The organism is Enterobacter sp. ECC-019 (assembly GCF_043974075.1).
Lineage (GTDB): Bacteria > Pseudomonadota > Gammaproteobacteria > Enterobacterales > Enterobacteriaceae > Enterobacter > Enterobacter asburiae_D.
Window position 1 is genome coordinate 4,406,669 of record NZ_CP143759.1, and the last position, 26,998, is coordinate 4,433,666.

The 26,998-nt window shown below is 61.1% G+C and carries 16 protein-coding genes; 7 read left to right on the forward strand and 9 right to left on the reverse strand.

Going from position 1 to position 26,998, the window contains the following annotated elements:
* The first annotated feature begins 1 nt into the window (after position 1).
* From V1566_RS20915 to V1566_RS20940, 6 genes are all read left to right on the forward strand, one after another.
* Positions 2-10,108: a BapA/Bap/LapF family large adhesin gene (locus V1566_RS20915; protein ID WP_395304512.1), complete on the forward strand. Its 10,107-nt coding sequence runs from the start codon at positions 2-4 to the stop codon at positions 10,106-10,108.
* 80 nt (positions 10,109-10,188) lie between these two features.
* Positions 10,189-11,592 carry a TolC family outer membrane protein gene (locus V1566_RS20920; RefSeq protein ID WP_395304513.1) on the forward strand — a complete coding sequence of 468 codons (1,404 nt, stop codon included), beginning with the start codon at positions 10,189-10,191 and terminating at the stop codon, positions 11,590-11,592.
* Positions 11,589-13,784 (forward strand): type I secretion system permease/ATPase, encoded by a 2,196-nt coding sequence (locus V1566_RS20925; RefSeq protein ID WP_395304514.1) that lies wholly within the window; start codon positions 11,589-11,591, stop codon positions 13,782-13,784. Before V1566_RS20920 ends, V1566_RS20925 begins: the two co-directional genes overlap by 4 nt.
* A 10-nt stretch (positions 13,785-13,794) precedes the next feature.
* Complete coding sequence (locus V1566_RS20930; RefSeq protein ID WP_395306024.1) at positions 13,795-14,964, forward strand: HlyD family efflux transporter periplasmic adaptor subunit; 1,170 nt, start codon at positions 13,795-13,797, stop codon at positions 14,962-14,964.
* Between the two features lie 251 nt (positions 14,965-15,215).
* A complete protein-coding gene (locus tag V1566_RS20935; protein ID WP_395304515.1) occupies positions 15,216-15,515 on the forward strand; it encodes a type II toxin-antitoxin system RelE/ParE family toxin in 300 nt (99 codons plus the stop codon).
* Positions 15,516-15,525: 10 nt separating this feature from the next.
* Positions 15,526-15,873 (forward strand): HigA family addiction module antitoxin, encoded by a 348-nt coding sequence (locus V1566_RS20940; RefSeq protein ID WP_290098848.1) that lies wholly within the window; start codon positions 15,526-15,528, stop codon positions 15,871-15,873.
* Between the two features lie 20 nt (positions 15,874-15,893).
* Here V1566_RS20940 and V1566_RS20945 read toward each other — a convergent pair whose 3' ends face one another.
* The 3 genes from V1566_RS20945 to V1566_RS20955 form a co-directional block, all read right to left on the reverse strand.
* Complete coding sequence (locus V1566_RS20945) at positions 15,894-16,412, reverse strand: DUF6622 family protein (RefSeq protein WP_395304516.1); 519 nt, start codon at positions 16,410-16,412, stop codon at positions 15,894-15,896.
* An 85-nt stretch (positions 16,413-16,497) separates the two neighbouring features.
* Entirely contained in the window at positions 16,498-17,679 is a 1,182-nt protein-coding gene (locus V1566_RS20950; RefSeq protein ID WP_395304517.1) for a PLP-dependent aminotransferase family protein, read from the reverse strand.
* A gap of 20 nt (positions 17,680-17,699) precedes the next feature.
* Positions 17,700-18,587 (reverse strand): LysR substrate-binding domain-containing protein, encoded by an 888-nt coding sequence (locus V1566_RS20955; RefSeq protein WP_395304518.1) that lies wholly within the window; start codon positions 18,585-18,587, stop codon positions 17,700-17,702.
* Positions 18,588-18,684: 97 nt separating this feature from the next.
* Here V1566_RS20955 and V1566_RS20960 point away from each other — a divergent pair, with 97 nt between their 5' ends.
* Positions 18,685-19,287: a short chain dehydrogenase gene (locus V1566_RS20960; RefSeq protein ID WP_252034167.1), complete on the forward strand. Its 603-nt coding sequence runs from the start codon at positions 18,685-18,687 to the stop codon at positions 19,285-19,287.
* On the opposite strand, the gene V1566_RS20965 is transcribed toward V1566_RS20960, so the two are convergent.
* From V1566_RS20965 to fdrA, 6 genes are all read right to left on the reverse strand, one after another.
* Positions 19,281-20,015, reverse strand: a complete 735-nt coding sequence (locus V1566_RS20965) for a class I SAM-dependent methyltransferase (RefSeq protein WP_395304519.1) — start codon at positions 20,013-20,015, stop codon at positions 19,281-19,283. The two genes, V1566_RS20960 and V1566_RS20965, sit on opposite strands and share 7 nt — an antisense overlap.
* Positions 20,016-20,141: 126 nt before the next feature.
* Positions 20,142-21,521 (reverse strand): amidohydrolase family protein, encoded by a 1,380-nt coding sequence (locus tag V1566_RS20970; protein WP_395304520.1) that lies wholly within the window; start codon positions 21,519-21,521, stop codon positions 20,142-20,144.
* 1 nt (position 21,522) lies between these two features.
* Positions 21,523-22,479 carry a carbamate kinase family protein gene (locus V1566_RS20975; protein WP_395304521.1) on the reverse strand — a complete coding sequence of 319 codons (957 nt, stop codon included), beginning with the start codon at positions 22,477-22,479 and terminating at the stop codon, positions 21,523-21,525.
* On the reverse strand, positions 22,476-24,029 hold the full coding sequence (locus V1566_RS20980; protein WP_395304522.1) for a xanthine permease: 1,554 nt from the start codon (positions 24,027-24,029) through the stop codon (positions 22,476-22,478). The genes V1566_RS20975 and V1566_RS20980 overlap by 4 nt, the downstream gene beginning before the upstream one ends.
* 11 nt (positions 24,030-24,040) lie before the next feature.
* Positions 24,041-25,456 carry a DUF1116 domain-containing protein gene (locus V1566_RS20985; protein ID WP_395304523.1) on the reverse strand — a complete coding sequence of 472 codons (1,416 nt, stop codon included), beginning with the start codon at positions 25,454-25,456 and terminating at the stop codon, positions 24,041-24,043.
* The gene (gene fdrA / locus V1566_RS20990; RefSeq protein ID WP_395304524.1) at positions 25,456-26,997 is read right to left on the reverse strand and encodes an acyl-CoA synthetase FdrA; all 1,542 of its coding nucleotides are present in this window, start codon (positions 26,995-26,997) and stop codon (positions 25,456-25,458) included. Before fdrA ends, V1566_RS20985 begins: the two co-directional genes overlap by 1 nt.
* Between the last annotated feature and the right edge of the window lies 1 nt (position 26,998).

The window sequence follows — 26,998 nt, forward strand, 5'->3', positions numbered from 1 at the left end:
AATGAGCCAAATCTCTGTTATATCGAAACTTACTGGCGTGGAAACGACCACGGAAGGCACGCAGGTTACGCTGAGCCATTCCTCAATCGTTGAGCTTCATGTCGAGCGAGCGAGCGTCTCCCACTTCGCGCGAAGTGGTAACGATCTGCTGGTTACGCTGCACTCCGGCGAGGTGATCACCCTTAAAAATTTCTACGTCACGGACGCGCAGGGCGTGAGCCAGCTGGTACTGCAGGACAGCAACGGCGCATTATGGTGGATTGAAGATCCAGCCGGAGCCGCGACGTACGAATCCATCGCGTCTACGGACGTGCTGCTTGCAGCCTCCGGGAGTGATGCCGGCGGCGCTGCCATCTGGCCATGGGCACTGGGCGGCATTGTCGCAGCGGGCGGCATCGCTGCGGCGGCAAGCACTGGTGGTGGTGGAGGCGGTGGCGATGGCGGTAATAACAATAGCACCAACCCCAACACCCCCGTTGATCCTGCCGATCCGGATACAACGCCGCCGAATGCACCTTCCGGTATTAAGTTCTCTTCAGATGGCAAAACCGTCACCGGTACCGCCGAACCCGGCAGTACCGTCACGCTGAAAGACGCGAACGGTAATGTTATTGGCACAGGAAAAACGGGCAACGACGGCAACTTTACCGTCTCTCTCGGCACACCGTTGACCAACGGCGAGCAGGTGACTGCCACCGCCACGGATAACGCCGGGAATACCAGCCCGGGCACAACGCTCAACGCGCCAGACATCACCGCGCCCGATGCGCCAGCAATCACCAGCGTAACGGACGATATTGCCCCGCAGACGGGGTCAGTCAGCAACGGCGCCAGCACCAACGATCAGCGCCCGCAGCTTACCGGCACCGGCGAAGCGGGCTCGACCGTGACGATTTATGACGGCGGAGTCGCGATTGGCACAGCGGTTGTCGCCAGCAACGGCACCTGGACCTTTACCCCGTCGGTTGACCTGAGTGAAAGCACTCACCAGATTACCGTGCGGGCAACCGACGCCGCCGGCAACACCGGGTCAGCCTCACCGGTGTTTACCCTGACGGTGGATCTTACCCCGCCGGACGCACCGACCGCGATTGTGCTGACCGACGATACGGGCCTTATCAGGGGGACCATCACGTCGGGCGTGCCTACCGATGCTTCACGGCCGATCCTGGCGGGAACGGGCGAACCCGGTGGAACCATCACTATCTACGATAACGGCGTCGCGGTTGGAACCACAACGGTGCTGCCGAACGGCACCTGGAGCATTACGCCAGACGGCCAGCTCCCGGACGGAACACACGCTATAACCGTCACTGAAACCGATGCCGCCGGAAACCAGAGCACGGCCTCAGAGCCTGTCATCTTCACCGTGGACACCACGCCGCCATTAGCCCCTGGAAACCTCGTCGTTTCAAATGATGGTGGTACCATCAGCGGTATCGCGGAGGCAGGCAGCACGGTGACCATCCGTGAAGGTGACGTCATCCTTGGCACAGCTGTTGTCGATAGCCTGGGGAACTTCAGCCTGACGCTGAGCCCGCCGAAAATCAACGGCGAAATCCTGACCGCTGACGCCACCGACACGGCAGGCAACACCGGGCCAGCAACCGCCGCGGCGTCACCGGATATTACCCCACCGCAGACACCAATTATCGTGTCTGTGATTGATGACGTGCAGGCCACCACCGGCCCCGTGGGCCCGAACGGGCTTACCAATGACCGGGCACCGACCGTGAACGGAACGGGCGAGGCGGGTTCGACCATCACGATTTATAACGGCAGTGATGTCCTCGGTACGGTGGTTGTCCCCTCCTCCGGCCTGTGGAGCTTTACGCCGCCCACACCGCTGACCGATGGCACGTACGTGCTGACGGCAACGGCGATGGATCCCGCCGGTAACCCGAGCGGGATATCAGATACGTGGACAATTAACGTCGACGGGACGGCACCGGGCGCCCCGGTGATTTCACAAGTCGTGGACGATGTCCCCGGTCGCACCGGCTCGCTCGATATTAATGAGACCACCAACGACGCCACCCCGACGCTCAGCGGTACCGCCGAGCCAAACGCGACGGTCACCCTCCGCGTGGACGGTGTTGCTATTGGTACGACCGTCGCCAATGGCCTTGGCGTGTGGATCTTTACGCCTTCCTCACCGATCGGTGAGGGGCCCCACGCCCTGACCGCCGTCGCGACCGACGCGGCAGGTAACACCAGCGGCGTCTCCAACACCTGGAGTCTGACAATTGACAGCGTCGCGCCTGCTGCCCCGGTCATTACCCAGGTGGTGGATGATGTGCCGGTGCGCCTCGGTGCGCTCAACCCCAACGACAGCACCAACGACACTACGCCGACGCTCAACGGCACGGCTGAGCCTGGCTCAAGCGTCACCATCCGCCTGGATGGCACCAGTCTTGTTACGGTTCCGGTCGACAACAACGGCGTGTGGACCTATACCCTCACCACGCCTCTTGGCAGCGGGCCTCATACCTTTACCGTTGTCGCCACCGATACGGCGGGTAACACCAGCCAGCCGTCAAACAGCTTCACCCTGACCGTCGATACCACGCCGCCAACAGCAGCCTCTATCGCCACCGTGACCGATGACGTCGGCGGCGTTCAGGGCACGCTCAGCAGCGGCGATACCACGGATGACACCAAACCGCTGCTGCAGGGCTCCGCCCCGGCTGATGCGTTGATCACCGTTTATGACGGTGCCACCCTGCTCGGCACCGCCACCCTCGACGGCAGCGGTGGCTGGAGCTTTACGCCCGTTACCCCGCTCACCGATGGCCCGCATTCCCTGACGGTTCACGCCACGGATGCCGCAGGCAATACCACCATCTCCAGCCCGTTTGTATTGACGATAGATACCGTCGCGCCTGTTACGCCGGATATCCCGGCAATTACCGTCAACCCTGACGGCGGCGCAACACAAACGCCGCTGAACCCGGGCGAAATCACCCGCGACACTACGCCAACCCTGAGCGGCACCGGCACGGCGGGCGATACCGTGACGATCTACAACGGCGGTGTCAAACTTGATGATGTCACCGTGGACGGTACCGGCAACTGGACCTGGACGCCATCAACCCCGCTGCCTAACGGCACCTATGACATTACCCTGACCGTCACCAACATGGACGGCACGGGCAACGAAAGCGCCCCGTCGCAGCCGGTCACCATCACCATTGATACCGACGCGCCGGCTACGCCTGCGGCACCGACCGTCACCGACAGCGTTACCCAGATCACCGGCCCCGTTCCCGATGGCGGAACCACCAACGATCCGCGCCCGGTCCTGAGCGGCACCGGGACGCCGAACGACGTCATCAACATCACTGACACGGTCAACGGCGGTACACCGTCCGTCGTGGGCACCGTCACGATAGACAGCAACGGCAACTGGAGCTGGCGCCCTGCCAGCGACATTGCTGAGGGCAGCCACGTTTATACCGCCACCGCCACCGATGAGGCGGGCAACGTCTCTGACCCGTCGCCAGCGATTACGATTACCGTGGATACCGTAGCACCGGATACGCCGGTGATTAGCGCCGTCGGCGGTGAGCCGAACGGGGGCTACATCACGGATACCACACCGACAGTGGGCGGAACCGGCGTTAACGGTGAGACGGTGATCGTCTACAACAACGGCGTCGAGCTGGGCCGTGTCGTGGTGGCGAACGGAGAATGGAGCCTGACGCTTCCAACGCAAACGGATGGTCCGCTGAATATCACCGTGGCCGGTGTGGATGCGGCTGGCAACCTCAGCGCCCCGAGTTCGGTCTTTACCGTCACCCTCGATACCGTAGCGCCAGAGATCCCCGTCATTAGCGCCGTAGCTGACAGCCAGCTGTCCAATAACGTGCTCTACACGAAAGACGGCACACCGACGCTCACCGGGACCAGCGAACCCGGCACCACCGTTATCGTCTCCGTCGACGGTAACCCGTCGGGCGTGCCGGTGACGATACAGCCGGACGGCAGCTGGAGCTGGACCGCCGGTACAACGCTGCAGGATGGCCCTCATACCTTCACCGTCTCTTCCGCCGATCCGGCGGGTAACACGTCAGGGAGTTCAGTACCGCTGAGCGTGACGGTGGATACCGCCGCACCTGCCGACCCAATCAACATGGCCCTGACTCAGGAGGGGACACCGCTGACAGGTAACGCCGAGGCAGGAAGTATCATTACCGTGAAAGACAGCGGTGGTACCGTCATTGGTAGCGGCATTGCCGCCAGCGATGGCAGCTTCTCCATTGCGCTGAGTCCGGCGCAGCTGGATCCCACCACGCTGACCGTGACAGCCACCGATGCCGCAGGAAATGTCAGCCCTGGCGCGTCCTTTATCGTTACCGATTCACCGCTCGACCTGCCGCAGGTGCCCGTCATCACGGCGATCGTCGATGACGTCGCCCCGATCGTCGGCGACGTGAAAGACAAAACCACCAACGACACCACCCCAACCCTCACCGGTACGGCTCAGGCGGGCAGCCTGATCACCATCTATCTGGACGATAGCGCGACGCCATTAACGACGGTAACCGCCGACGGCAGCGGCAACTGGAGCTATACGCCAGCCGCGCTTGGCGAGGGGCTGCACACCTTTGAGGTGACCGCGACCCTCAATAACCTGACCAGCGGCCGCTCTCCGGCGGCCAGCGTCACCGTCGACCTTACCGCACCTGGCACGCCAACTATCGGCGCGGTGATTGACGACGTCGGTCCGGGCACCGGCCCGCTGACCAGCGGCCAGACCACCAACGACAACCAGCCGACTCTTACCGGCACCGGCGCGGTGGGCGATATCATCTCCATCTACAACAACGGCGTGCTGCTGGGCACCGTGGAGGTCGGTAATACCGGCACCTGGAGCTACACCACGCCGGCCCTGGCAGAGGGTAATAACGTCCTGACCATCCGCGAGACAGACCCGGCGGGGAATCAGAGCGGTCCTTCGGCGGGCTTTACCGTCGTGGTGGACTCCATTTCCGCCACGCCGGTCATCACCAACGTCACGGATAACGTCGGTAACGCCGCCACCACGGTGGTCAGCGGCAGCGAAACGAACGACGCCACGCCAACCCTTACAGGGACAGCGGACGCAAACAGCGTGGTGACCATTTTCGACGGCGGCACGCAGATTGCCGTGGTGACGGCTGACAGCACCGGCGCATGGACGTTTACCCCTGACACCGCGCTCGGCGAAGGCTCGCACAGTTTCACCGTTCGGGCGACCGATCCACAGGGCAACGTCAGCGCGGTCTCAGCTCCCTGGAGCGTGGTGGTTGACCTGACGGCACCGACGGTTCCTACGCTTGATACGGTGAATGACAACGTCCCTGGCGGCGTCACGGGCAACCTCACCAGCGGCCAGGTGACTAACGACAGCACCCCAACCATCAGCGGCACCGGGCTGGCGGGCAGCACGATTCACATCATGAACAACGGCACGCAGATTGGTACTGCGGTTGTTGACGGAAGCGGCAACTGGACCTTTACGCCGACCGCGCCGCTGGGGGACGGCAGCTACTCCCTGCGCGCGTATGCAACGGATGCGGCAGGCAACGCCTCGGCGAACTCGTCGGTCTTTGCCTTCACCATTGATACCGCGGCCCCTGGCGTACCGGCGGTGACCAGCGTGATTGACGATGTCGGTCCGGTCACCGGGACGCTCACGACAGGCAACAGCACCAACGACGCGCGTCCAACCTTCAACGGCACGGGCGACGTAGGTTCTACAGTTCACGTGATCGTTGATGGCACCGAAATTGGCACTGCGGTGGTCAATGCCCAGGGCAGTTGGACCTTCACCCCGGGTACCGATCTGGGCGACGGGCCACACGCCATCACCTTCAACGCCACCGACGCGGCTGGCAATACCGGCAGCACGACGACACCGTTTAACCTGACGGTGGATACGGGCGTGCCGTCGGCGCCGGTCATTTCGACCGCGGGTGATAACGCGGGCAGCATTCAAAACCCGCTCTCTTCCGGGCAGAGCACCGACGACACCACGCCAACGCTGAACGGCACCGCGACCGCCAATGCCACGGTCACCGTTTATGAGAACGGGCAGCCGGTCGGCACCGTTCAGGCGGACGGTACCGGCGCATGGAGCTTTACGCCGTCGACGCCGCTGGCCAGTGGCAGCCATACCTGGACCGCCACGGTCACCGATGCTGCGGGCAACGTCAGCCCGACCTCGCCGAACTTTACCCTGATTATTGATACCTCGGCACCGAACGCGCCGGTTATCAGCCAGGCGATAGACGACGTGGGCAGCGTCACCGGCCCGCTCACATCCGGGCAAACAACCGACGATACGGTACCGCGCCTTGTCGGCACCAGCGAACCGTTTGCCACCGTGAAGATCTATGAGGGAACAACGCTTGTCGGAACGGGCACCGCGGACGGCAGCGGGAGCTGGAATATCTTGCTCACCACCACGCTGACGGCGGGCGCGCACAGCTTCACCGCGCAGGCGACGGATGCGGCAGGCAATACCAGCGTGTCCTCCACCAGCTTCAGCCTTACCGTCGACACCACGCCGCCTGCGCTGCCGGTACTGACCAGCATTCTTGATGACGTGGGCAATGCGGCAACGCCGGTTGCGAACGGCGGGTTCACCAACGACGCGCAGCCAACCCTCAGCGGTACGGCGGAAGCCGGATCGACGGTGAAAATCTTTGATAACGGCGTACAAATCGGCAGCGTGACGGCGACCGGTGGGGCGTGGAGCTTTACCCCATCCCCGGCGCTGAGCAACGGTCCTCACACGTTGACCTTTACCGCCACCGATGCGGTGGGCAACGCCAGCGCACCTACCGCCGGGTATGTGATTAACGTCGATACCCTCGCGCCGGGCGCACCGGTCATCAGCTCGGTCATTGATGATGTCGGCAGCGTCACCGGGCCGGTGACCGGAACGAATCCGACCAACGACACGCGCCCAACACTCAACGGGACAGCCGAAGCGAATGCTACGGTGCGGATCTACGATGGCGTCACGCTGGTGGGCACGGTGACCGCCGACGGCAGCGGCAACTGGACCCTGCCGCAAACCACCACCACGCTGACGCAAGGCACGCATAACTTCACCGCCACGGCCACCGATGCGGCGGGCAACACCAGCGTGGCGTCAGCCGTGACGACGATTATCGTCGATACGACCGCCCCAACGGCGCCGACCGGGACCTTCAACGCCGACGGTAGCGTCCTGACCGGGACTGCGGAAGCTGGCAGCACCGTCGCTATCCGCCTTGCGGACGGCTCGACGGTGACCGCCATTGCGGGCAGCAACGGCACCTACAGCTACACCTTCATTAACAAACAGACCGAAGGCCAGACGCTGCAGATCACCGCCACCGACGTCGCAGGCAACACCTCGCTGCCGGGCTCCGCCCTGGCACCGGTGGTGCCGCTCTCCGCCAGCAATAACGTCGAAGAGCTGAACCTCAGCACCACGGCGACCGTGATCAACAGTCAATACAGCGATTACGGCTTCCTGCTGGTCGGCGCCGTGGGCAACGTCCTGACGCTGCTGGGCAATGATACCGCCCAGGTGAACTTCACGGTGGGCAGCGGCGGCAGCGCGGATATCGTGGTGAACGCCAACGCTACGGGGGCAGTGCTCTCACTGCTCAATACCCTGGAGCTGGTGGTTCAGCATTACGTCAACGGCGCCTGGACCACCGTGGTGGATACCGGCCAACCGCAGTTTGCCGATCTCCTGACCCTCGGTGCAACCGGCGTCTCGCTGAACCTGACCGGGCTGGCTGACGGCGACTATCGCGTGCTCAGCTACAACACCAACCTGCTGGCGACCGGCTCCTACACCAGCCTCGACGTAGCGGTCAAAGAGACCGGTCCGGGTACGGTCACGGGCGATACCAGTCTCAACGGTAACGTAATCCTCGATACGGACCCGACCGCCGGCAGCGACAACGCGCCGGCCGGAACCACTATCTCCGCAGTCACTAACGCCCAGGGCGTCACCACCAGCGTGAACGCCGACGGCACGGTGATCCAGGGTCAGTACGGTACATTGACCATTAACCGCGACGGCAGCTACACCTACAACCTGACCGACACCAGCGCCGCGGTCATTGGTCGGACGGAGAGCTTCACCTACACCATCACCCATAACGGCGTCAGCGCGTCGGCGCAACTGGTGCTGTCTCTGGGTGCCGGTACGGTAATCAACGGCATTGTGGCGGTGGACGACACGGCCTCGCTGACCTTCGACACCAGCGTGCACGAAATCAATAACGGCACCTCGTCTCAGGGCGGTTTTACCCTGGTGGGCATTAATCTCGGCAGCACGCTGGGGCTTAACCTGCTCGATGACATGACCAACCCGATAATCTATAACGTGGAGGAAGGCACGACCCGCACCATGACCATCCAGGCCTCCGTGGGCGGCGTGGCGCTGGCGTCGGTATTCGATCTGTATGTCTATAAGTTCAACAACGCCACCCAGACCTTCGAGCAGGTTCGCGTCGAGTCGGGCTGGCTGCGCGCCCCGCTGCTGGGGGGCACGTCATCCCAGCTGACGCTGAATCTGCCTGCCGGGGAGTACCTGTTCTTACTCAATACCGCATCGGGGATCGCCGTCCTGACGGGCTACACGCTGAGCGTCCTGCAGGATCATGTCTACAGCGTGGCGAGCATCAGCGAAACCACCACGGGCGACGTGCTGGCGAATGACCCTGTTCCGGCAGGCACCGTGGTCACGGAAGTGAACGGCGTGACGGTCAACAGCAGTGGAACAACCGATATTCAGGGCGAATACGGCACGCTGACCATCAATTCGTCCGGCCAGTACACCTATACCCTGAGAAGCGGCGTGGGGGCGGACCATATCAGCACGCCGGACACCTTCGTCTACACCGTTACCGCGCTAGACGGCTCGAAGGATACGGCATCGCTTAACATCACCCCAACCGCGCGGGCGATGGATGCGGTGAACGATGTCAGCACCACGATGGACCTCACCTCGGTGCACCACACGTCGACCTACTCCGATACCACTGTCGGCACCGTCACCTGGACGACAGCCGTATTTTCATCAACCCAGGGCTCCGGCAGCGGAACCTTCGTGGTCGACCCGAACACCGCGCTGCACAACGCGTCGCTGCACTTTAACGTGGCCTCGCTGCTGTCGTTGGGCGGGCTGACGGTGACCTGGTCCATCAGCGACGGCTCGGGCGTGATCCGCAGCGGCTCCTTCAGCGGCGGTTCGCTGCTGGGCGGCAGCATCGACGTCCTGCTGACCGGGCTGGATCTCAACGCCGGGACCTATACGCTGAACTTTACCGGTAGCGTACCGGGGCTCAGCGTCGGGAACATCACCATCACGCCAAGCGTGAACGGCACTACCTACTCGCTGAGTGATTTCGACGTCACCGGCAGCCACACCGTCAACGGCAATATCTTTGACGGTACCGACTCTGGCGGCGTGCTGGATCAGCTGCACTCGGTGGATACCCGTCTGAGCGTGACCGGCTACAACGGCGTGGCCACCACGCTGGATCCGTATACCGGCAGCGCAACGGTGAACATCACCGGCCATTACGGCATCCTGGCGATCGGCGCAGACGGTCATTACACCTATACCCTCAACAGCGGGGTATCACTTTCAGCCATGACGTCGAAGGAGACCTTCAACTACACCCTGACCGACTCTGCCGGAAGAACGGACAGCGCCACGTTGACCATCAATATGGCGCCGCAGTTCATCAGCTCGGAACATAACGATGCCATCACCGGTACGGCCTACGGCGATACGCTGATTTACCAGGTGCTGAACAGTACGGTGGGAAATGCCACGGCGGGTAACGTCAGCAGCACCGCGGGCGATCACTGGACCGGCTTCTCGCTGGCGCAGGGGGACAAGATCGACATCGGCGATCTGCTGGTGGGCTGGAACGGTAGCGCCTCGACGCTGGGGAATTATCTCCATGTCACTAATAGTAATGGCAATACCGTGATCTCCATCGACCGTGACGGTGCGGGAGGCACCTACACTAATACCACGCTCGTTACGCTTGATGGCGTTCAGACCACCTACGACGAGCTTGTTAACCAGCAACACATCATTACCTGATAGCAACTGCAAGAGATGACCCGGGCGCACAGCGCCCGGGCATAAATAATAAAGCCGTACTTTTTTAATAGGGATATGACATGGGAATGAAGATGCCTTACTGGTGGCTCTCGTGCTGCCTGATATCTGTGCCCGCTCTCTGCGCGAACCCGGCGGCAATCATCAATACCGGACAGCTCCGTGAAACGCAGGAACTCCCCTCGCTCAATGGCCGCGTCGCCCCTGCGGCTGGCAAAGCCGCCCCCGGTTCATTGCAGCTTGGCGAGGCCGTCAACCGCGCCGTCACCTGGCACCCGGCCATCAGCGAAGCCGTGGGGAAACTCTATGAACAGAGCGAAGAGGTGGATGTCGCTAAATCAAAATACTATCCCCAGATTAATGCCGGCGTGGACAGTGGTTATTCCCATGACGGCGACCAGAACGGCTTTACGCCGTCGCTGGTGCTCTCTCTCTCACAGATGCTCTACGACTTTGGCAAAGTGGCCAGCCAGGTGCGCGCCGAGAGCGCCGGCGTTGCCCAGCAGCAGGCCAACGTGCTGGTGAGTATCGATACCATTGCTCACGATACCGCCATCGCCATGGTGCAGGTGCAAACCTTGCAGCAGATGGTCGACACCGCTAAAGAACAGCTCGGCGCCCTCTCCTCTATTGGCACGCTGACCCGCCAGCGTAACGACGAAGGGGCCACGTCGCTCTCTGACGTGGTGCAGACCGATGCCCGTATCGAAGGCGCGCGCGCCCAGCTGATGCAGTACCAGGCCAGCCTGGACAGCGCCCGCGCCACGCTGATGAGCTTTCTCGGCTGGAACAGCCTGAACGCAATCAGCAATGACTTTCCGCAAAAGCTGGGCAAGAGCTGCGACATCGCCGAGCCGGACGATCGCCTGGTGCCCGCGGTACTTGCCGCCTGGGCGCAGGCCAACGTCGCCCAGGCTAACCTCGACTACGCCGACGCGCAGATGACGCCAACCGTCTCGCTGGAGCCGGAGGTGCGTCACTACATGAACGATCGCTATGCGGGGAGCGAAACGCGGGATCGCACCCAGTATTCCGCCTGGGTGAAAGTGCAGATGCCGCTCTACCAGGGTGGTGGCCTCACCGCCCGGCGTAACGCTGCCGGACACGCGGTGGAGGCGGCGCAGTCCACTATTCAGCGTACGCGTCTTGATGTCCGCCAGAAGCTGATGGAAGCCCGCAGCCAGGTGATGAGCCTGCAAAGCACGCTGCAAATCCAGGGCCGCCAGGAAGCCCTCAGCGCCCGCACCCGCGAGCTGTACCAGCAGCAGTATCTCGATCTCGGCTCGCGCCCGCTGCTCGATGTGCTCAACGCCGAGCAGGAGGTTTATCAGGCGCGCTTCACCCAGCAGCAGACCCTCGGTCAGCTGCACCAGCTGCAGCTCAACTGCCTGTATAACACCGGCCAGTTGCGTCATGCGTTCGATCTTGATAACCGCACCATCCAGACAGTGGAGATCCAGCCATGAAGCAGCGTGATATCCCGCAAGGTGAAAACATGACGGATGAGGCGCTGGCGCAGTGGGCGCAGGCCTTTGGTTTTGTCGCCACGCGCTACCGCGTCGCCTGTTCTCCCGGCGCGCTGCTGGCGGGTGCGCCGTGGCTGAAAGGCAAACCGATGGTACCCGCCCTCACCCATCTGGCCCGCGAAGCGGGGCTGTCGTTTCAGCTCCTTACCGACGATCGGCAGGCGATCAACAGCTGGCGTCTGCCGGTAGTGGTGGCGATGCATGACGGCAGGATCGGCGTGATTGAGCATTTCGACGGGGACGATACGCTGGAGGTCAGCTTTTTCGGCGATGAGACCTACACCAACCGACTGTCGATGACGGCAATGCTGCCCGCAATCCGCCACGTTATTGCCCTGCGTCCACTCGCCGCGCTGAAGGACAGCCGCGTGGACGCCTATATCTCAAAATACCGTCCGGACTGGCTCTACCGGCTGGTGATGCGCGATCTGCGTCCCTACAGCTGGGTTATGCTGGCAGCCCTCTTTATCAACGTGCTGTCGCTCTCCGGGATCGTCTTTTCCATGCAGGTCTATGACCGGGTGATCCCCGCCCAGTCCTACCCGACGCTTTACGTCCTGACCATCGGGGTGCTGATCGCCACCCTGTTTGGTTTTGTGCTGCGCGTGGCGCGCGGGCACATTATGGATCTGCTGGGCAAGCGCTCGGATATGCGCGTTTCGGATCGCGTATTCGGCCACGCGCTGCGGCTGCGCAACAGCGCGATCCCCCGCTCCACCGGCAGCTTTATCTCTCAGCTGCGCGAGCTGGAGCAGATCCGCGAGATGGTGACATCGTCCACCATCTCGACGATTGTCGACCTGCCCTTCTTTTTACTGTTCGTGGTGGTGCTGGCGATCATCGCCCCACAGCTGGCGTGGATCGCCCCGGTCGCGGCGGTGATCATGGTCCTGCCCGGCCTGCTGCTGCAGAAAAAGCTGGCGGAGCTGGCAAAGCAGTCGGCGCATGAATCAACCCTGCGCAATGCGGTGCTGGTGGAGAGCGTGCAGGGGCTGGAGGACATCAAGCTGATGCAGGCGGAAAACCGCTTTTTGCAGCAGTGGAACAGCTATATCCAGATCACCGCCGAATCCGGCCTGCGCACCCGTGAGCTGACGCAGAACCTGATCAGCTGGGGGATGACCATTCAGAGCCTGGTCTACGCCGGGGTAATTGTGGTCGGCGCCCCGATGGTGATCGACGGGACATTAACTACCGGCTCGGTGGTCGCCGCGTCGATGCTGGCCTCCCGCATGATCGCCCCGATGGCGACGCTGTGCGGCGTGCTGGCGCGCTGGCAGCAGGTCAAAGCGGCAAAAGAGGGGCTGGACAGCATCATGCAGCTTCCCACCGAAAACCAGCGCGAGGAGACGCCAATTCGCCAGGACGTACTGCGCGGACACTATCTTTTCGAGCAGGCGCAGTTCCGCTATCAGCCGGACGATCCGCGCATGGCGCTGCGCATTAACCGGCTGGAGATCCGACCGGGTGAGAAAGTGGCAATTCTGGGGCGCAACGGCGCGGGCAAATCAACCCTGCTGCAGGCCATGGCGGGTGGGATGGATCTGGCGGCCGGCGAGCTGCGGCTTGATAACTTCAGTCTGCCGCATCTCGACGTCGCCGACGTACGGCGCAACGTCGGCTTTATGACCCAGAACGCCCGGTTGTTTTACGGCACTCTGCGCGAAAACATCACCCTCGGCATGCCGCGCGCCACCGACGAAGAGATTTTCGAGGCGCTGGAGCTGACCGGCGCGGCGGGCTTTGTGCAGAAGCTGCCCAAAGGGCTGGACTACCCGATCATGGAAAACGGCGTGGGGTTATCCGGCGGGCAGCGCCAGTCGATTCTGCTGGCGCGAATGCTGCTGCGCGATCCGAATATCGTGCTGATGGATGAACCCACCGCATCGCTGGACGAGCACACCGAGCGGGAATTCATCCAGCGCCTGGGCGACTGGCTCGGGCATCGCACCCTGATTGTCGCCACGCATCGCGTACCGGTTCTGGAACTGGTGGAGCGTGTCGTGGTGTTGAAAGAGGGGATGCTGGTGATGGACGCGCCAAAAGCCCAGGCGCTGAACAACAGCCGTATGCAGCAACAGCAGCAGGCAGCAACCGGACGGGAGTGGAAAAATGAAAATCAGTCAGCGTGATGTGGCGGCGATGGACGATCTGGATAATGCCCTCGACTCCGAAAGCGGCTACACCGGCGCGCGTCGGATCGTGATCTTCTCGCTGCTGATGTTTGTGGTGCTGGGCGTCTGGGCATGGTTTGGCATGCTGGATGAGGTATCAACCGGCTCGGGTAAAGTGATCCCCAGCTCGCGCGAGCAGGTGTTACAGTCGCTGGACGGCGGGATCCTCACCGAGCTGAACGTTCACGAGGGCGATCAGGTGCAGGCCGGACAGGTTTTGGCGCGGCTCGATCCGACGCGTTCCGAATCGAACGTCGGCGAAAGTGCAGCGCGCTACCGGGCTTCACTGGCCTCCAGCGCCCGCCTGTACGCCGAGGTGAACGATCTCCCGCTGAAGTTTCCCCCTTCGCTGGCACAATGGCCGGATCTGATGGCTGACGAAACGCGGCTCTACAACTCCCGCCGCGCGCAGCTGGAGGATACGCAGCGGGAGCTGCGCGCCGCGTTAGATCTCGCCAATAAGGAGCTGGCCATCACCCAGCGGCTGGTCAAAACCGGCGCCGCCAGCCACGTGGAGGTGCTTCGCCTGCAGCGGCAGAAAAGCGACCTGGAGCTGAAGCTCACCGACGTACGCTCGCAGTATTACGTTCAGGCGCGCGAGGCGCTCTCCAAAGCCAACGCGGAGGTGGATATGGTTTCGGCCATCCTCAAGGGCCGCCAGGATTCCGTCACCCGTCTGACCGTAAAATCCCCGGTGCGCGGGATCGTAAAAAACATCAAGGTCACCACCATCGGCGGCGTGATCCCACCCAACGGCGAGCTGATGGAGATTGTGCCGGTGGACGATCACCTGCTGATTGAAACCCGCCTGTCGCCGCGCGATATCGCCTTTATCCACCCGAACCAGGAGGCGCTGGTCAAAATCACCGCCTACGATTACGCCATTTACGGCGGGCTGCACGGGGTGGTGGAGACGATTTCTCCGGATACCATCCAGGACGAGGCCAAGCCGGAAGTGTTCTATTACCGGGTGTTTATCCGCACCAGCCAGGATTACCTGGTGAATAAGGCGGGCAGGCACTTCTCGATTGTGCCCGGGATGATTGCGACGGTGGACATTAAGACCGGAGAGAAAACGGTGCTGGATTATCTGATCAAGCCGTTTAACCGGGCAAAAGAGGCGCTGAGGGAGCGGTAGTCAATCGCCGGGTGGCGGCTTCGCCTTACCCGGCCTACATATCCGTAGGCCCTTGCAAGCGCAGCGCCACCGGGCATTAAACCGCATGCCAGAACTAGAACCTACCTCGGAGTATTAACCTTTAGTCATGCATCCCACTTCCCTTCAGCCATCGCCCAGGTAATATTAACCGCAGACAAAAACGCACTTGCGCACAGTGCGGGAGTGCATTACTATTCAATCAGCTTCATGGAGTGGAGCTCGCCAGCATTATGATTAGTTATTTTCGGGATCAATGGCTTGAGGATTTTTTTCTTTACGGTAAATCGAGCAATGTTATTCCTTCAAATCTGGAAACAGCGCTTGCGAGAAAGCTCGACATAATCAATGCAGCTACCTCGCACCGGGATTTACGATCGCCACCGGGCAATATGTATGAAGCATTAAATCCTCCGCTGAAGGGATATTCCTCAATCCGGGTAAACAGGCAATACAGGCTCGTATTTCTCTGGACAGAGGGTAAAGCAGACGATCTCTACCTCTCTCCACACAGGTACGCGCAACACAAGTGAGGCATCACCCATGACACTTCAACAGGCACTCCGCAAACCTACCACGCCGGGCGACGTGTTGCAGTATGAGTATCTTGAACCGCTCAATCTGAAAATCAGCGATCTGGCGGAGATGCTCAATGTTCACCGCAACACCATCAGCGCGCTGGTCAATAACAATCGCAAGCTTACTGCCGATATGGCGATAAAACTGGCAAAAGCGTTTGATACCACGATTGAATTTTGGCTTAACTTACAGCTGAACGTCGATATCTGGGAAGCCCAATCTAACTCCAGGACGCAGGAGGAGCTAAGCCGTATAAAGACCGTTGCGGACGTCATAGCTAAGCGAAAATCAGGCCAGCCGGATGTAGCCTGATTCGGACAGGCGCGGAGATATCACTCCGCCGGGCGCGGTGCGGCGCTGTTATACACCCCAATATAACGCGCAAATTTCCCGAGAAACACGCCGGCAAATACGCCGCCGGAGACGATCGCCAGCGCGCTCATGCTGGGCTGCTGCATCGTCTGGGGAGAGACCGCGCTCATCACGCCCAGCACATACTTGACCCCAAACGCCAGCATCATAAACGGCAGCGCGGTGTAGTCTGCCTGGCGGAAAAGGGTGCGCGGCGCCTCTGCACGGGTAATACCAGCCTGCTTAATCAGGAAATACCCCAGCGCGGCCCCGGCGAGGATCCCCGCCGTCCACAATGCGACAGTCCCGGGGGTTAACGTGCGGTAGACCACCAGATCGTAAATATCCCAGATAAGAAAAATCGCCGGAATGATGGCAAGCCTTTCCAGCGTAACGGTGGCAGGCCTGCGGGCTTTAATGCCGCGAGAGATGAGGAAGATAAACAGCACCCACACCCAGACGGGCGTGTGGGTAACGACACCGATCAGAAATTCAAACATGGAACTCACCATGAACGATAGCGGCCCGTGCCGCCCTGAACGCGTATTGCGCATAACGGCAGGAAAGCCATTATGCGCAGCTCTTTTAGAGCGATTTTTTCAGGCGTTGAACCGCCTCTTTCAGATCTTCATCCGTTGGCGTCACAAATGACATGCGCAGCGTCGTTGGGTCTGGCTCATTGCAGTAGAAAAACTCGCCGGGCACAAATACTACGCCGTTGCTTAACGTTTTTTCAAGCCAGCGGGTGGTGTTACTACCATTATTCATCTTCGCCCACAGGAACATACCGCCCTTCGGCTTGTGGAACGACATCACATCGCCCAGCTCGGACTCCAGCTCGGTGGCGAACGTCTGGTATTTCTGGCGATAGGCTTCACGGATCGTTTTAATCTGCCCCGCTAGACGACCGGTTTTCAGGTACTCATACGTCATCAGCTGCGACAGCGTGCTGGTGTGCAGATCGGTGGTTTGCTTAAGGTTCACTACCGCGCGCTTCAGCCATTCCGGCACCAGCACCCAGCCTACGCGAGTCCCCGGCGCGAGGATTTTAGAGAAGGTTGAGGTATACACCACGTTCTCTTCATTGCCGATATCTTTGGCATGAGCAATCAACGGGCGGAAGACTTCATCGGTGTAATTAATTTCGCTGTACGGGTCGTCTTCGATAATCACGAAATCATAACGCTTTGATAATTCCACCAGCTGTTTGCGACGCGCTTCAGAAAGGGTTACCCCGCCAGGGTTGCCAAACGTCGGAACAATATAGACCGCTTTGATGGTTTTCTTCGCCGCCAGCGCTTCAAGCTCATCCACCTTCATGCCGTCGCCGTCGGTGCCAACGGATTCAAAATTCGCCTGCGCCAGACCGAAGACCTGCAACGCGGCAAGATAGGTTGGACGCTCAACCACAACGGTGTCACCCGGGTTGATTAACGCACGCGCCAGCACGTCAAGCGATTGCTGTGAACCGGAGGTCACGACCACATCATCGGACTTACAGGCGATACCGCGCCCCTCGCAGATGCGTTTAATTTCTTCGCGCAGCCCCGGGACGCCTTCCGTCAGGCCGTACTGGAACGCCTCGCCAAAATGCTGTGATAAGACGGCATCAGCGGCAATTTTAAGCCCTTCGTGATCGAACAGATCGGGATTAGGAATACCCCCGCCCAGCGAAATCACTCCGGCCATTTTGCTATGTTTTAATAATTCACGGATGGCAGAGGATTGCAGGCCCTGCGCGCTGCTGGCGAGTTTATTTGCAGACATTCTTTGATTACCTTCTTTTTTTATATTGTGCCCAATCTTAGCAGAATATGGGCGATAAATTCCGTAAGCTTAGGCAGTTGACGTAAATCCTGACGCCACAATAAATGCACCGGCCTCGGCGCGGGTGTGAACGGCTCCAGCACACGCACCAGCCTGCCGCTTGCCAGCTCTTCCGCCACCAGCACCTCCGGTTGCAGCAATAACCCCGCCCCGGCTCGCGCCGCCATGCGCAAGCCGTAGCCGTCGTTACATCTTAAGATCGCATCCCGCTTCCAGCGTACCTCCCCTTCCACGCCCGGCAGCCGCCACTCGTTACGTGCCGTCCACACCGTGTGCGAAAGACACAGATGATCCACCAGATCGTCTGGCGTTTGCGGCGTGCCGTGTCGCGCTAAATAATCCGGCGCTGCGCAGATCACCATGTTGTAGGGGCACAGGTATTTCGCCACCAGATCGTCATTACGAACGTCACCAATGCGAATGGCCAGATCGACGCCCTCCTCCACCAGATCGACCATCCGGTTGGTGAGATCCAGCTCGATGCGTACCTCCGGGTAGCGCTGTAAAAAGGTTGCCGTCAACGGGGCAATCACGCAGCCGCCAAACGACGTGGGCGCCGTGACGCGCAGGGTGCCAGACGGCGCGGCACGCAGGCGTTCCACCGCGCTTTCGGCAATCACGACCTGCTCCAGCACCCGCTTCGCCTCGTCGAAATAGACTCGTCCGGCATCCGTCAGGCTCTGACGGCGCGTGTTACGCTCCAGCAGGCGGGTGCCGAGCTGGGACTCCAGCAGGGCAATATACTTCCCCACCATCACCGCCGACATCTCCAGACGTGACGCCGCGCCGGTAAAGCTGCCGCTTTCCACCACCGCAATAAACGTCTCCATACCGCGAAGCTTATCCATATTCCAAACTCCTGGTTAGCAATCCTCTAACTCTAGCCCAGTTTATCTGCATTTTTATTTATTAAAGAATGAAGGCTCACAACATAAGGAGTCAGCTATGAAAATCGTCATTATTGGTGCCAGCGGTACGGTCGGTCGTGCGGTAACGGAAGAGCTGAGTCGTCGTCACGAAGTCATCCGCGTGGGCCGCACGCAGGGCGACGAGCAGGTGGATATCACCTCGCAGGCGAGCGTCCAGGCGCTGTTTGAGAAAATCGGCCCGGTGGATGCGATTGTGTCCGCCAGCGGTGGCCTTTACTTTGGCCCGCTCGCGACCATGAAGGACAGTGACTTCAACCAGGGCCTGCAGGATAAACTGCTCGGGCAGGTGCGACTGGCGCTGACCGGCCAGCACTATCTGAACGAAGGCGGCTCGATTACGCTGATAAGCGGAATTGTGGCGCACGAGCCGATTGCGCAGGGCGTAAATGCCACCACGGTAAATGCGGCGCTGGAAGGGTTTGTCCGCGCTGCCGCCTGCGAGCTGCCGCGCGGGATCCGCATCAACCTGATTAGCCCGACGGTACTCACCGAATCCGCCGAAGCGTACGACGGATTCTTCCCGGGCTTTGAAAGCGTTCCCGCCGCGACCGTGGCGCAGGCCTACCGCCGCAGCGTGGAAGGCGTGCAGAGCGGGCGGGTGTATAAGGTGGGTTACTGAGCCTTACGGGCGGCGATCAGCACCAGCATCGGGCGCTCCGCCTCTTCGGCCAGCGCGGGCCAGGCGTCAATCTGCGCCTGCGTTGGCCCCCACTCGTTGACCTCGCTTATCGTTAACCCGGCCCCGATCAGCGCGTTAAGCGTGGTGCCCAGCGTGCGGTGATACTTGATAACACCGTCCGCCAGCCAGTTGCTGACGCGCTTGCCTTCTTCCTGATAATGGTTCACGCCCCAGAACCGCTCGCCGCTATCGTCGGTCAGCCAGCCCTGACGGGAGGCGCAGGTGTAAATCGGGTGCTCCATCGAAAAGACCAGGCTGCCGCCGGGCTTGAGCGCGCGCTGAACCCTGGCGAACAGCGTGTCCAGCTCCGGCAGGTAGTGCAGCGCCAGCGAGCTGTAGACCAGATCGAGGCTGTTCTCGTTGAGCGTGAGAGATTCCAGATCGCTACGCTGATAGTGGACCTGTGGATCAGCGGTAAGCTCCGCTGCGCGGGCGAGCATCTTTTCTGAGATATCAACCCCCGTGACGTCAGCTGCGCCCAGCTCACGCGCTGCGCGGCAGAACCAGCCGTAGCCGCACCCGAGATCGACAACCGATTTGCCGGTTAAATCCGGCAGCATGGCCTTAAGCGCGGGCCACTCCGGCGCGCCTTCCAGCCCCTGAACCGAGCGCGGAAGCTGGGCGTAGCCTTCGAAAAACGCCGGGTTGTCGTAGATGTTTTGTGCCATGGCAGATCCCTCTTTAAGAATGTGACTCCCAGTATAAAACATTGCCGGGTGACGCTGCGCTTACCCGGCCTACGATTTGAGGGTTTCAGTAGGCCGGGTAAGGCGAAGCCGCCACCCGGCTCGCTTTTAGCCTACGACACCCCAGACAAGGTTGCCCTTATGGAACGTCGCGGTACGGGGTGAAATGCGCGCCACGGCCTCGGCGGAGCAGGAAGCATCCACCAGCACAAAGCTGGCGTCGTCCTGCGCTTTTGGCCACACGCGTTCGCCTTTGTCGTTCAGCGGCAGCACGTCGCCGGTGGCGATACCGAGCGCGCGGGAGAGCGTCTGCTCATTGGGGCGGATGTAGAGCTGCGCATAAAGATTCGCTTTTTCCAGCATGTCCCCCAGACCGTACGGCGACCAGTGGTCGATCACGCTGTCGGTCCCCGTCATCACGAACACGCCCTTCTCACGCAGCTGCTTCAGCGGCATATGCAGGGTGCCAATCGGCACCGTGGAGGCGATGGTCACCTGCTGCGCCGCCATGCGGGTGGCGATCTCATCCACCTGCTGCTCGTTGAGCGTCGCCAGCGCGAAGGCGTGGCTGATGGTCAGCCTGCCCTTCAGCTCCGGCGTTTTCTCCACGGTTTCGACCATGTAGTTCACCGCCGCCACGCCCGCCGGGCTGGTTTCGTGCAGGTGAATGTCCACCCCTTTGTCGTAGTCCAGCGCAATCTGGAACATCAGATCGAGGGATTTCTCCATCGCGCCGTCGACGTTGGTTGGGTCCAGCCCGCCCACGTAGTGCGCCCCGGCCTGCATCGCCTCGCGCATCAGCTTTTCAGAATTCGACAGCAGCAGGCCGTGCTGCGGGAAGGCGACGATTTCGCAGTCAAAACCCGCTTTGCGGCGCGCCAGCACCGCCTGCAAATTTTCCAGGTTTTTCAGGCCGGAAACCGGCTCAATGTTGCAGTGGCTGCGGGCGATGGTGGAGCCTTTCGACTGGATCAGATCGATCAGCTTTTCCGCGCGTTCCTGGGTGTAGGGCTGCAGCTCCGGCAGCAGCTTCTGCTCAAGGCGGATCATGTCCTGAATTGTGGTGCCCGCCGGACGGTTCAGCGAGCGCCACGGGCCACCGTAGAAGGTTTTATCCAGGTGAATGTGCATGTCGCGCATCGCCGGGAGCATCAGCTTGCCGCCCGCGTCATAGTGCGGCCGGGTTGCGTCGGCGTGGCTCTTGTTATCGCGCAGGGCGACGATCTTCCCGTCTTTAATCTCCAGTGTTTTCAGCTCGGTGCGGGTGCCTGTCGCCACGCTGCCATCAACGTTAAACCCGGCTTCGAGCAGCACGTTGTCCAGATAGTAATACTTCGCGGTAATGTTCATCGGTTTACCCGTCTCGCAGTTTGGCTTTGCGGAGTCAGCAGCATACGCGACGGATCCGGTCGCGCCAAACAGCGCACAGGCGGTGACCATTTTGCCGCTCTGGCTGATAAACTCGCGGCGGCTTTTATTTTCACTCATCTTATCTTCCTTCATTAACAATATGGGTACCAGTTTCTCCGCGCAGCGCGGCGGGCAGGCAGTCCGGCGAGGTGACGATCACCCGCTTGCCGCCGTGGTTTAAGAATTCCAGCGAGGCGACGATTTTGGGCAGCATGCTGCCTGCCGGAAAGTGGCCTTCTTCCATATAACGCATCATCTGCACCACGTTAACGGTGTCCAGCGCCTGCTGGTTTGGCTTGCCAAAGTTGACGCACACCTTTTCCACGCCGGTGGTAATCACCAGCACGTCGGCGCCGATCTCCCGCGCCAGCAGCGCGGTGGAGAGATCTTTATCAATTACCGCATCGACGCTCTGGTAATCCCCTTGTTCGCTGCGCACGACCGGGATCCCGCCGCCGCCCGCGCCGATCACCACGTATCCTTTTTGGGTGAGCGTCTTAATGGCATCCGCCTCGACAATCCGCAGCGGCTGGGGTGATGCCACCACGCGGCGATAGCCACGGCCGGAGTCCTCAACAAAACGCCAGTCCGGGTGCGTGCGCTGCAGCTCGTCGCGCTGCGCCTCGCTGAAGAAGGCACCAATAGGTTTCGTCGGGCGCGTAAAGCCGGGATCGTTTTTATCCACCTCCACTTGCGTGACGACCGTGACCGCTTTTTGCTCCCCGCGTGCGGCCAGGCAATTGTTGAGCGCCTGCTGGATCAGGTAGCCGATGCCGCCCTGGGTATCCGCCACGCAGTTTGCCAGCGGGGTCAGCGGCAGTCCTTCCCGCTCGTGGGCGATTTCGGCGCGGCGCAGATCCAGCCCCACCTGGGGGCCGTTGCCGTGGGTGAGCACGATGTCATAGTCGGAGGCCAGCATTTCCAGCACCGACTCTGCCACCGCTTTCACCGCCTGCGCCTGATGTTCAACCGACTGGCTGGCGTTGTCTTTGATAATGCTGTTGCCGCCGATGGCGACGACCATAAGCTCTTTCATACATTTTCCTTCGCAACGGTACCAGGGGCTGCGCTCGCCGCTTCGCGGCTATCCAGCACATGCTTCACCACAAACATGCCGCCCATCATCAGATACGCGGTGACGAACATCAGCGAACTGCCTTCGGCAAATCCCACCACCGGTGCATGGATCACCCCAAACAGCGCCAGCAGCGCCCCACCCGCAGCCGCAACGGCCCCGCGCAGCGGCTTGTTGATGATGGCGAAGATGGCGATACAGCCCCACAGCATGCTGGCGAGCGGTGCGCCGTTCCCCAGATGGACTAATCCCTCGTAGTAGATCCCCTTGCTGTGCAGCACGTCGGTGCCGATTTTGGCCGCGCTGGTGCCTGCCGCCCCCATCACGCTGTTCATCATGGTCAACGCCCAGTTGGCGATCCACGGGAACAGGCAGATGAAGATAACGGGCACCTCCACTTTGGGCGTTTCCCTTACCACCTGGTTGGCCGTCACGACGCCGATAAACACCAGAATCGGCACGATGGCGGTCATCGGAATGATGGCGAGCATAAACGCCCCCAGCCCGAACAGCGGCACGATGAACATGGTCACGCCCGAGGCCAGCGTGTAGCCGATGCTGGCCCCCATCGCTTTCCAGCCGGGATGGCCGACGTAGACCGTCACCGGGAACGGGTTGCCCATCAGGCAGCCGAGCATGGAGGCCAGACCGTTCGCCAGCATCACCTTGCGCGTCGGATACGCATCCCCCGCCGCGTGGGCGCTTTCAATGTTCTCCAGGTCAAAGATGTAGTTTGCCAGCCCCAGCGGCACGGCAGAGGCAAGATACGGCAGCGCGTGCGGCAGGCCCTGCAGGAAGCCTTCTACGTGCACCTGCGGCGGGTTAAAGCCGAAGGATGACATGGACGCTTTAATCGCTTCCGGGCTTTGCAGGCCGGAGATCCACGCCAGTGCGGTACCGGCTATCAGCAGCAGCAGGCCGGTCGGAATACGGGCGAAAATCGGCTTTTTGCCAAACCAGTTAATGAAGATCAGCAGCAATACGATAAACGACACGGTCGGCGCTTCGAACGCCTGCAGCATCGGGTTCATCGCCAGCAGCAGCAGGCCCAAACCGGAGAGGCACGACAGCAGCACGGTACGCGGGATCATCTTGCGGATGGTCTCACCCAGGAACGAACCGCCCGCCAGGATCATCGCCTCAACAAAGCACCACACCAGGCCAATCTGAATGGCGAACTCCGCATCGCCCGTTTGCTGATACACCGGCATCAGCACCAGGAAGGTCACGGTAAAAATTGACGGCGCGCTGGGGCCGGACGGCAGCGCGGTGACGTCCGCTCGCCCGGTCTGGCGCGCCATCTGCATGCCGAACCACGCGTAGCAAATACTCGCCACCAGCACCGCCAGCCCGAAGGCCGGCGCGATGCGTCCATAAACAATCTCCTTCGGGATGCCGACGACAAAAATGAGCAGCCCCATCATGGTCAGCAAATTGGTCAGGTTGTTGGTCATCAACCCGAAATAGGCCGCCCAGTCACCTCTTTTCCACTCCAGTTTCATGTTTTTCATGGATGCTTGCCTTATAAAAAGTAGCGCTCGCGGAAGGTCAACAGCGCCTTTTCAAAACAGCTAAACGGCGGGTGAACGATGCCCGCCCCAATCATGCCGATGCCCGCATCTTTATGGGCAATGGCGGTGTTAATCACCGGCAGAATGCCGCTGCCCGCGACTTTGGTAATGTCGATGGCGGTTGGGATGCCCATAAACGAGAGCAGCGGAATGGTGACGTTCGGGTTTTCGCCGAGGGTGATTTCGCGCATCTGACGGGAGAAGTCGATGGCTTCATCCACCGTCCCGCCCACCAGCGCAACAATCGCCGGGGCCGTCGCCATCGCAAAGCCGCCGATGCCGTAGGTTTCGGTGATGGCGCTGTCGCCGATATCCAGCCCGGAGTCTTCCGGCTTATAGCCTGCGAACATCGGGCCAATCACCTGCTGCGCCGGGCCGGTGAACCACTGCCCCGGCAGGCCGGAAATACGCAGGCCAAACTCGTAGCCGTTGCGCGCCATGGTGGTGACGACGGTGCTGTACTCAATGCCGTGCGCGGCGTCCAGAGCGGCTTTACACATCGCCATCCACGTCGGGCCGGAGAAGTAGTCGCTGCTGGCGACGAACTCGAACACCTCGCGCTGCTGCTCCACCGGATAGCCCGCCTGGATCAGCCCCGGCGTCAGCGCCTGAATAAGCAGCGTGGTGCCCGCGTTGTTGCGGTTGTGGCACTCGTCGCCCATGTGCAGCGCCTGGGCCAGCATCAGGCGCAGGTCGATTTCGCCGATAATCTTCATGGCGTCGCGCAGCATTGGGCCGAGCACGTCGCGCATCCAGTTCAGGCGGTCGATCACGCTCTGGTCGTTGGCCCCCATGCGCAGGATCTTCGCCATCTGCTCGCTGAGGTTGGTGAACGCGCGGTTGCCGTAGGTTTTGTTTTCAACGATGTGCATAAACATCGACGCGGAGGTGACGCCCGCCATGGAGCCCACGCAGTCGTGCTCGTGGCAGGGCGAGAAGGCAATCTCCCCGGAGGCGGCAAGCCTTGCCGCGTCGTCCAGATCTTTCGCCAGCCCTTCAAACACCAGCGCCCCGGTGACCGCGCCCTTCATCGCCCCGCACATGTTTTCCCAGGAGACGGGCGGACCGGCGTGCAGAATGGTGGTGCGGGTCATGCCCGGCACCACGTTAATGGCCTGGTCATAGCCCACCAGCACCGGATGGGACTGAATAATGCGCTCAAGGGCGATGTGGTTAGCGGCGGCGATTTTCTCCGCCAGCGGTTTTTCCGCCAGCTGGTCAAGCGCCTCCACGACCTGCATATTGCCCTGTCCCGGCGGCGTCCAGTCGAGCTGGGTGACGGGAACGTGCTGTTTTTTGAGATCGTCGCTGAACATCGCAATACCGACGTTAATGACGTTCAGCGGCTGGTTGAATAAGGTCGTCATTATGCTTTCTCCCCTTTGCAAACAAATTCGCGTGCCAGTAATCCGGTGTTGGTACTGCTGCTGGCCCAGATGACGCCTGCGTCGGTCAGCAGCTGACACTGCTGCGCCAGCGACTGCGGATCCTGGTCGGTGCCGAGCACGTAGCCGAGGATCTCAAGCGGACGGCGATCGGCCTTCGCGATGGCCTGTGCCTCTTTGATGGCGTCGATCATCACGCCGACCGGATCCTCATGCGCGCCGAAGCCCAGCACGAAGTCCATCACGATGACGCCCACCTCCGGATCGCGCGCCTCCTGCAGCAGGCGGCTGATGCGGTTGGTCGGGTCGATCATCGGGTGCGGCTTGCCGTTGGTGAAGTCGTCGTCGCCAAAGTCGAGGAAGGTGTGGGCTTTACTGACGCTGATGTCGCTCAGGCGCTTAGACGGATCCGGCTGGATGTTACTGTAGACGTCGTCGAATTTCGCAAGCGCCGCAAACATCGCTTCGTCACACAGGGTGCCGCCGCAGAACAGGCCGCGAATGTACTTCTGCTGCGGGGTCAGGCGGGTGCGCACCTCTTCAATCAAAGGCCAGTTGAGCGGATGCAGGTCCAGGGACTCTTTTTTGATGCCGGTAAGCAGGACTGCCTTCAGAGCCGCCTCTTTGGTGCCTCGCGCAAACTGCAGGCCGTCTTCATCGGCAGGTGGTTCGCTGCGGCCGAGGAAGCAAACAACCACCGGCTTGCGGCAGGCGCGCGCGCGGGCCAGCACCTTTTCTGCCACGGCAGGAGCCGCTGGTTTGGAGATCAGTGCGATAACCTGGGTGCCCTCGTCGGCTTCGAGCATGTCGATGGCGTCAAGCATCATCAGGCCACCGATCTTCTCGCTGAGATCGCGCCCGCCGGTGCCAATCAGCTGCGACACGCCGCCGCCGAATTCATGAATGCGCACGCTCAGCTCCTGGCTGCCGGTACCGGATGCGCCGACGATGCCAATCGAGCCGCGGCGCACCGCGTTGGCAAAGCACAGTCCCGCGCCGTTGATGATGGCGGTGCCGCAGTCCGGCCCCATCATCAGCAGCCCTTTCCGGTGCGCGAGCTGCTTCAGCGCCAGCTCGTCGTCGAGCGATACGTTATCGGAGAAGAGCATCACGTTAAGATCGTTTTCCAGCGCCTGGCGCGCTTCGCGGGCGGCGAAGGTACCGTTGACGGAAATGACCGCGAGGTTGCTGTCCGGGCGATGGGTTTTGGCGCTGGCAATCGTGGCGTAGCGCGCTTCATGGGAGCCTGCACTCTCTTTACGGGTGAACAGCGCTTCAATAGCCGCCAGCGTTTCATCATTCGCCGCGTCGCCTTTAATAACGATCATCAGGTCGCCGTTTTTGGCTTCGGCTAATTCAGGCGTTAATAGCCCGAGGTTTTTTAATACGCCTTTGTTCATTTCCGTTGCCATGGCCACAAACGCCTGATCGACGCCCGGCAATTTATTGGCTTTGGTGGAAACGGACATTAATGATACGGAGTCAAAATAGGTGTTCTTTTTTATGACGATTTTCGTTGGCATT

What these genes read in the sequence shown, in the direction of transcription:
- V1566_RS20915 (WP_395304512.1), top strand. Translation starts at nt 2, where the DNA reads ATGAGCCAAATCTCTGTTATATCGAAACTTACTGGCGTGGAAACGACC.
- V1566_RS20920 (WP_395304513.1), top strand. Translation starts at nt 10,189, where the DNA reads ATGGGAATGAAGATGCCTTACTGGTGGCTCTCGTGCTGCCTGATATCT.
- V1566_RS20925 (WP_395304514.1), top strand. Translation starts at nt 11,589, where the DNA reads ATGAAGCAGCGTGATATCCCGCAAGGTGAAAACATGACGGATGAGGCG.
- V1566_RS20930 (WP_395306024.1), top strand. Translation starts at nt 13,795, where the DNA reads ATGGACGATCTGGATAATGCCCTCGACTCCGAAAGCGGCTACACCGGC.
- V1566_RS20935 (WP_395304515.1), top strand. Translation starts at nt 15,216, where the DNA reads ATGATTAGTTATTTTCGGGATCAATGGCTTGAGGATTTTTTTCTTTAC.
- V1566_RS20940 (WP_290098848.1), top strand. Translation starts at nt 15,526, where the DNA reads ATGACACTTCAACAGGCACTCCGCAAACCTACCACGCCGGGCGACGTG.
- V1566_RS20945 (WP_395304516.1), bottom strand. Translation starts at nt 16,412, where the DNA reads ATGTTTGAATTTCTGATCGGTGTCGTTACCCACACGCCCGTCTGGGTG.
- V1566_RS20950 (WP_395304517.1), bottom strand. Translation starts at nt 17,679, where the DNA reads ATGTCTGCAAATAAACTCGCCAGCAGCGCGCAGGGCCTGCAATCCTCT.
- V1566_RS20955 (WP_395304518.1), bottom strand. Translation starts at nt 18,587, where the DNA reads ATGGATAAGCTTCGCGGTATGGAGACGTTTATTGCGGTGGTGGAAAGC.
- V1566_RS20960 (WP_252034167.1), top strand. Translation starts at nt 18,685, where the DNA reads ATGAAAATCGTCATTATTGGTGCCAGCGGTACGGTCGGTCGTGCGGTA.
- V1566_RS20965 (WP_395304519.1), bottom strand. Translation starts at nt 20,015, where the DNA reads ATGGCACAAAACATCTACGACAACCCGGCGTTTTTCGAAGGCTACGCC.
- V1566_RS20970 (WP_395304520.1), bottom strand. Translation starts at nt 21,521, where the DNA reads ATGAGTGAAAATAAAAGCCGCCGCGAGTTTATCAGCCAGAGCGGCAAA.
- V1566_RS20975 (WP_395304521.1), bottom strand. Translation starts at nt 22,479, where the DNA reads ATGAAAGAGCTTATGGTCGTCGCCATCGGCGGCAACAGCATTATCAAA.
- V1566_RS20980 (WP_395304522.1), bottom strand. Translation starts at nt 24,029, where the DNA reads ATGAAAAACATGAAACTGGAGTGGAAAAGAGGTGACTGGGCGGCCTAT.
- V1566_RS20985 (WP_395304523.1), bottom strand. Translation starts at nt 25,456, where the DNA reads ATGACGACCTTATTCAACCAGCCGCTGAACGTCATTAACGTCGGTATT.
- fdrA (WP_395304524.1), bottom strand. Translation starts at nt 26,997, where the DNA reads ATGCCAACGAAAATCGTCATAAAAAAGAACACCTATTTTGACTCCGTA.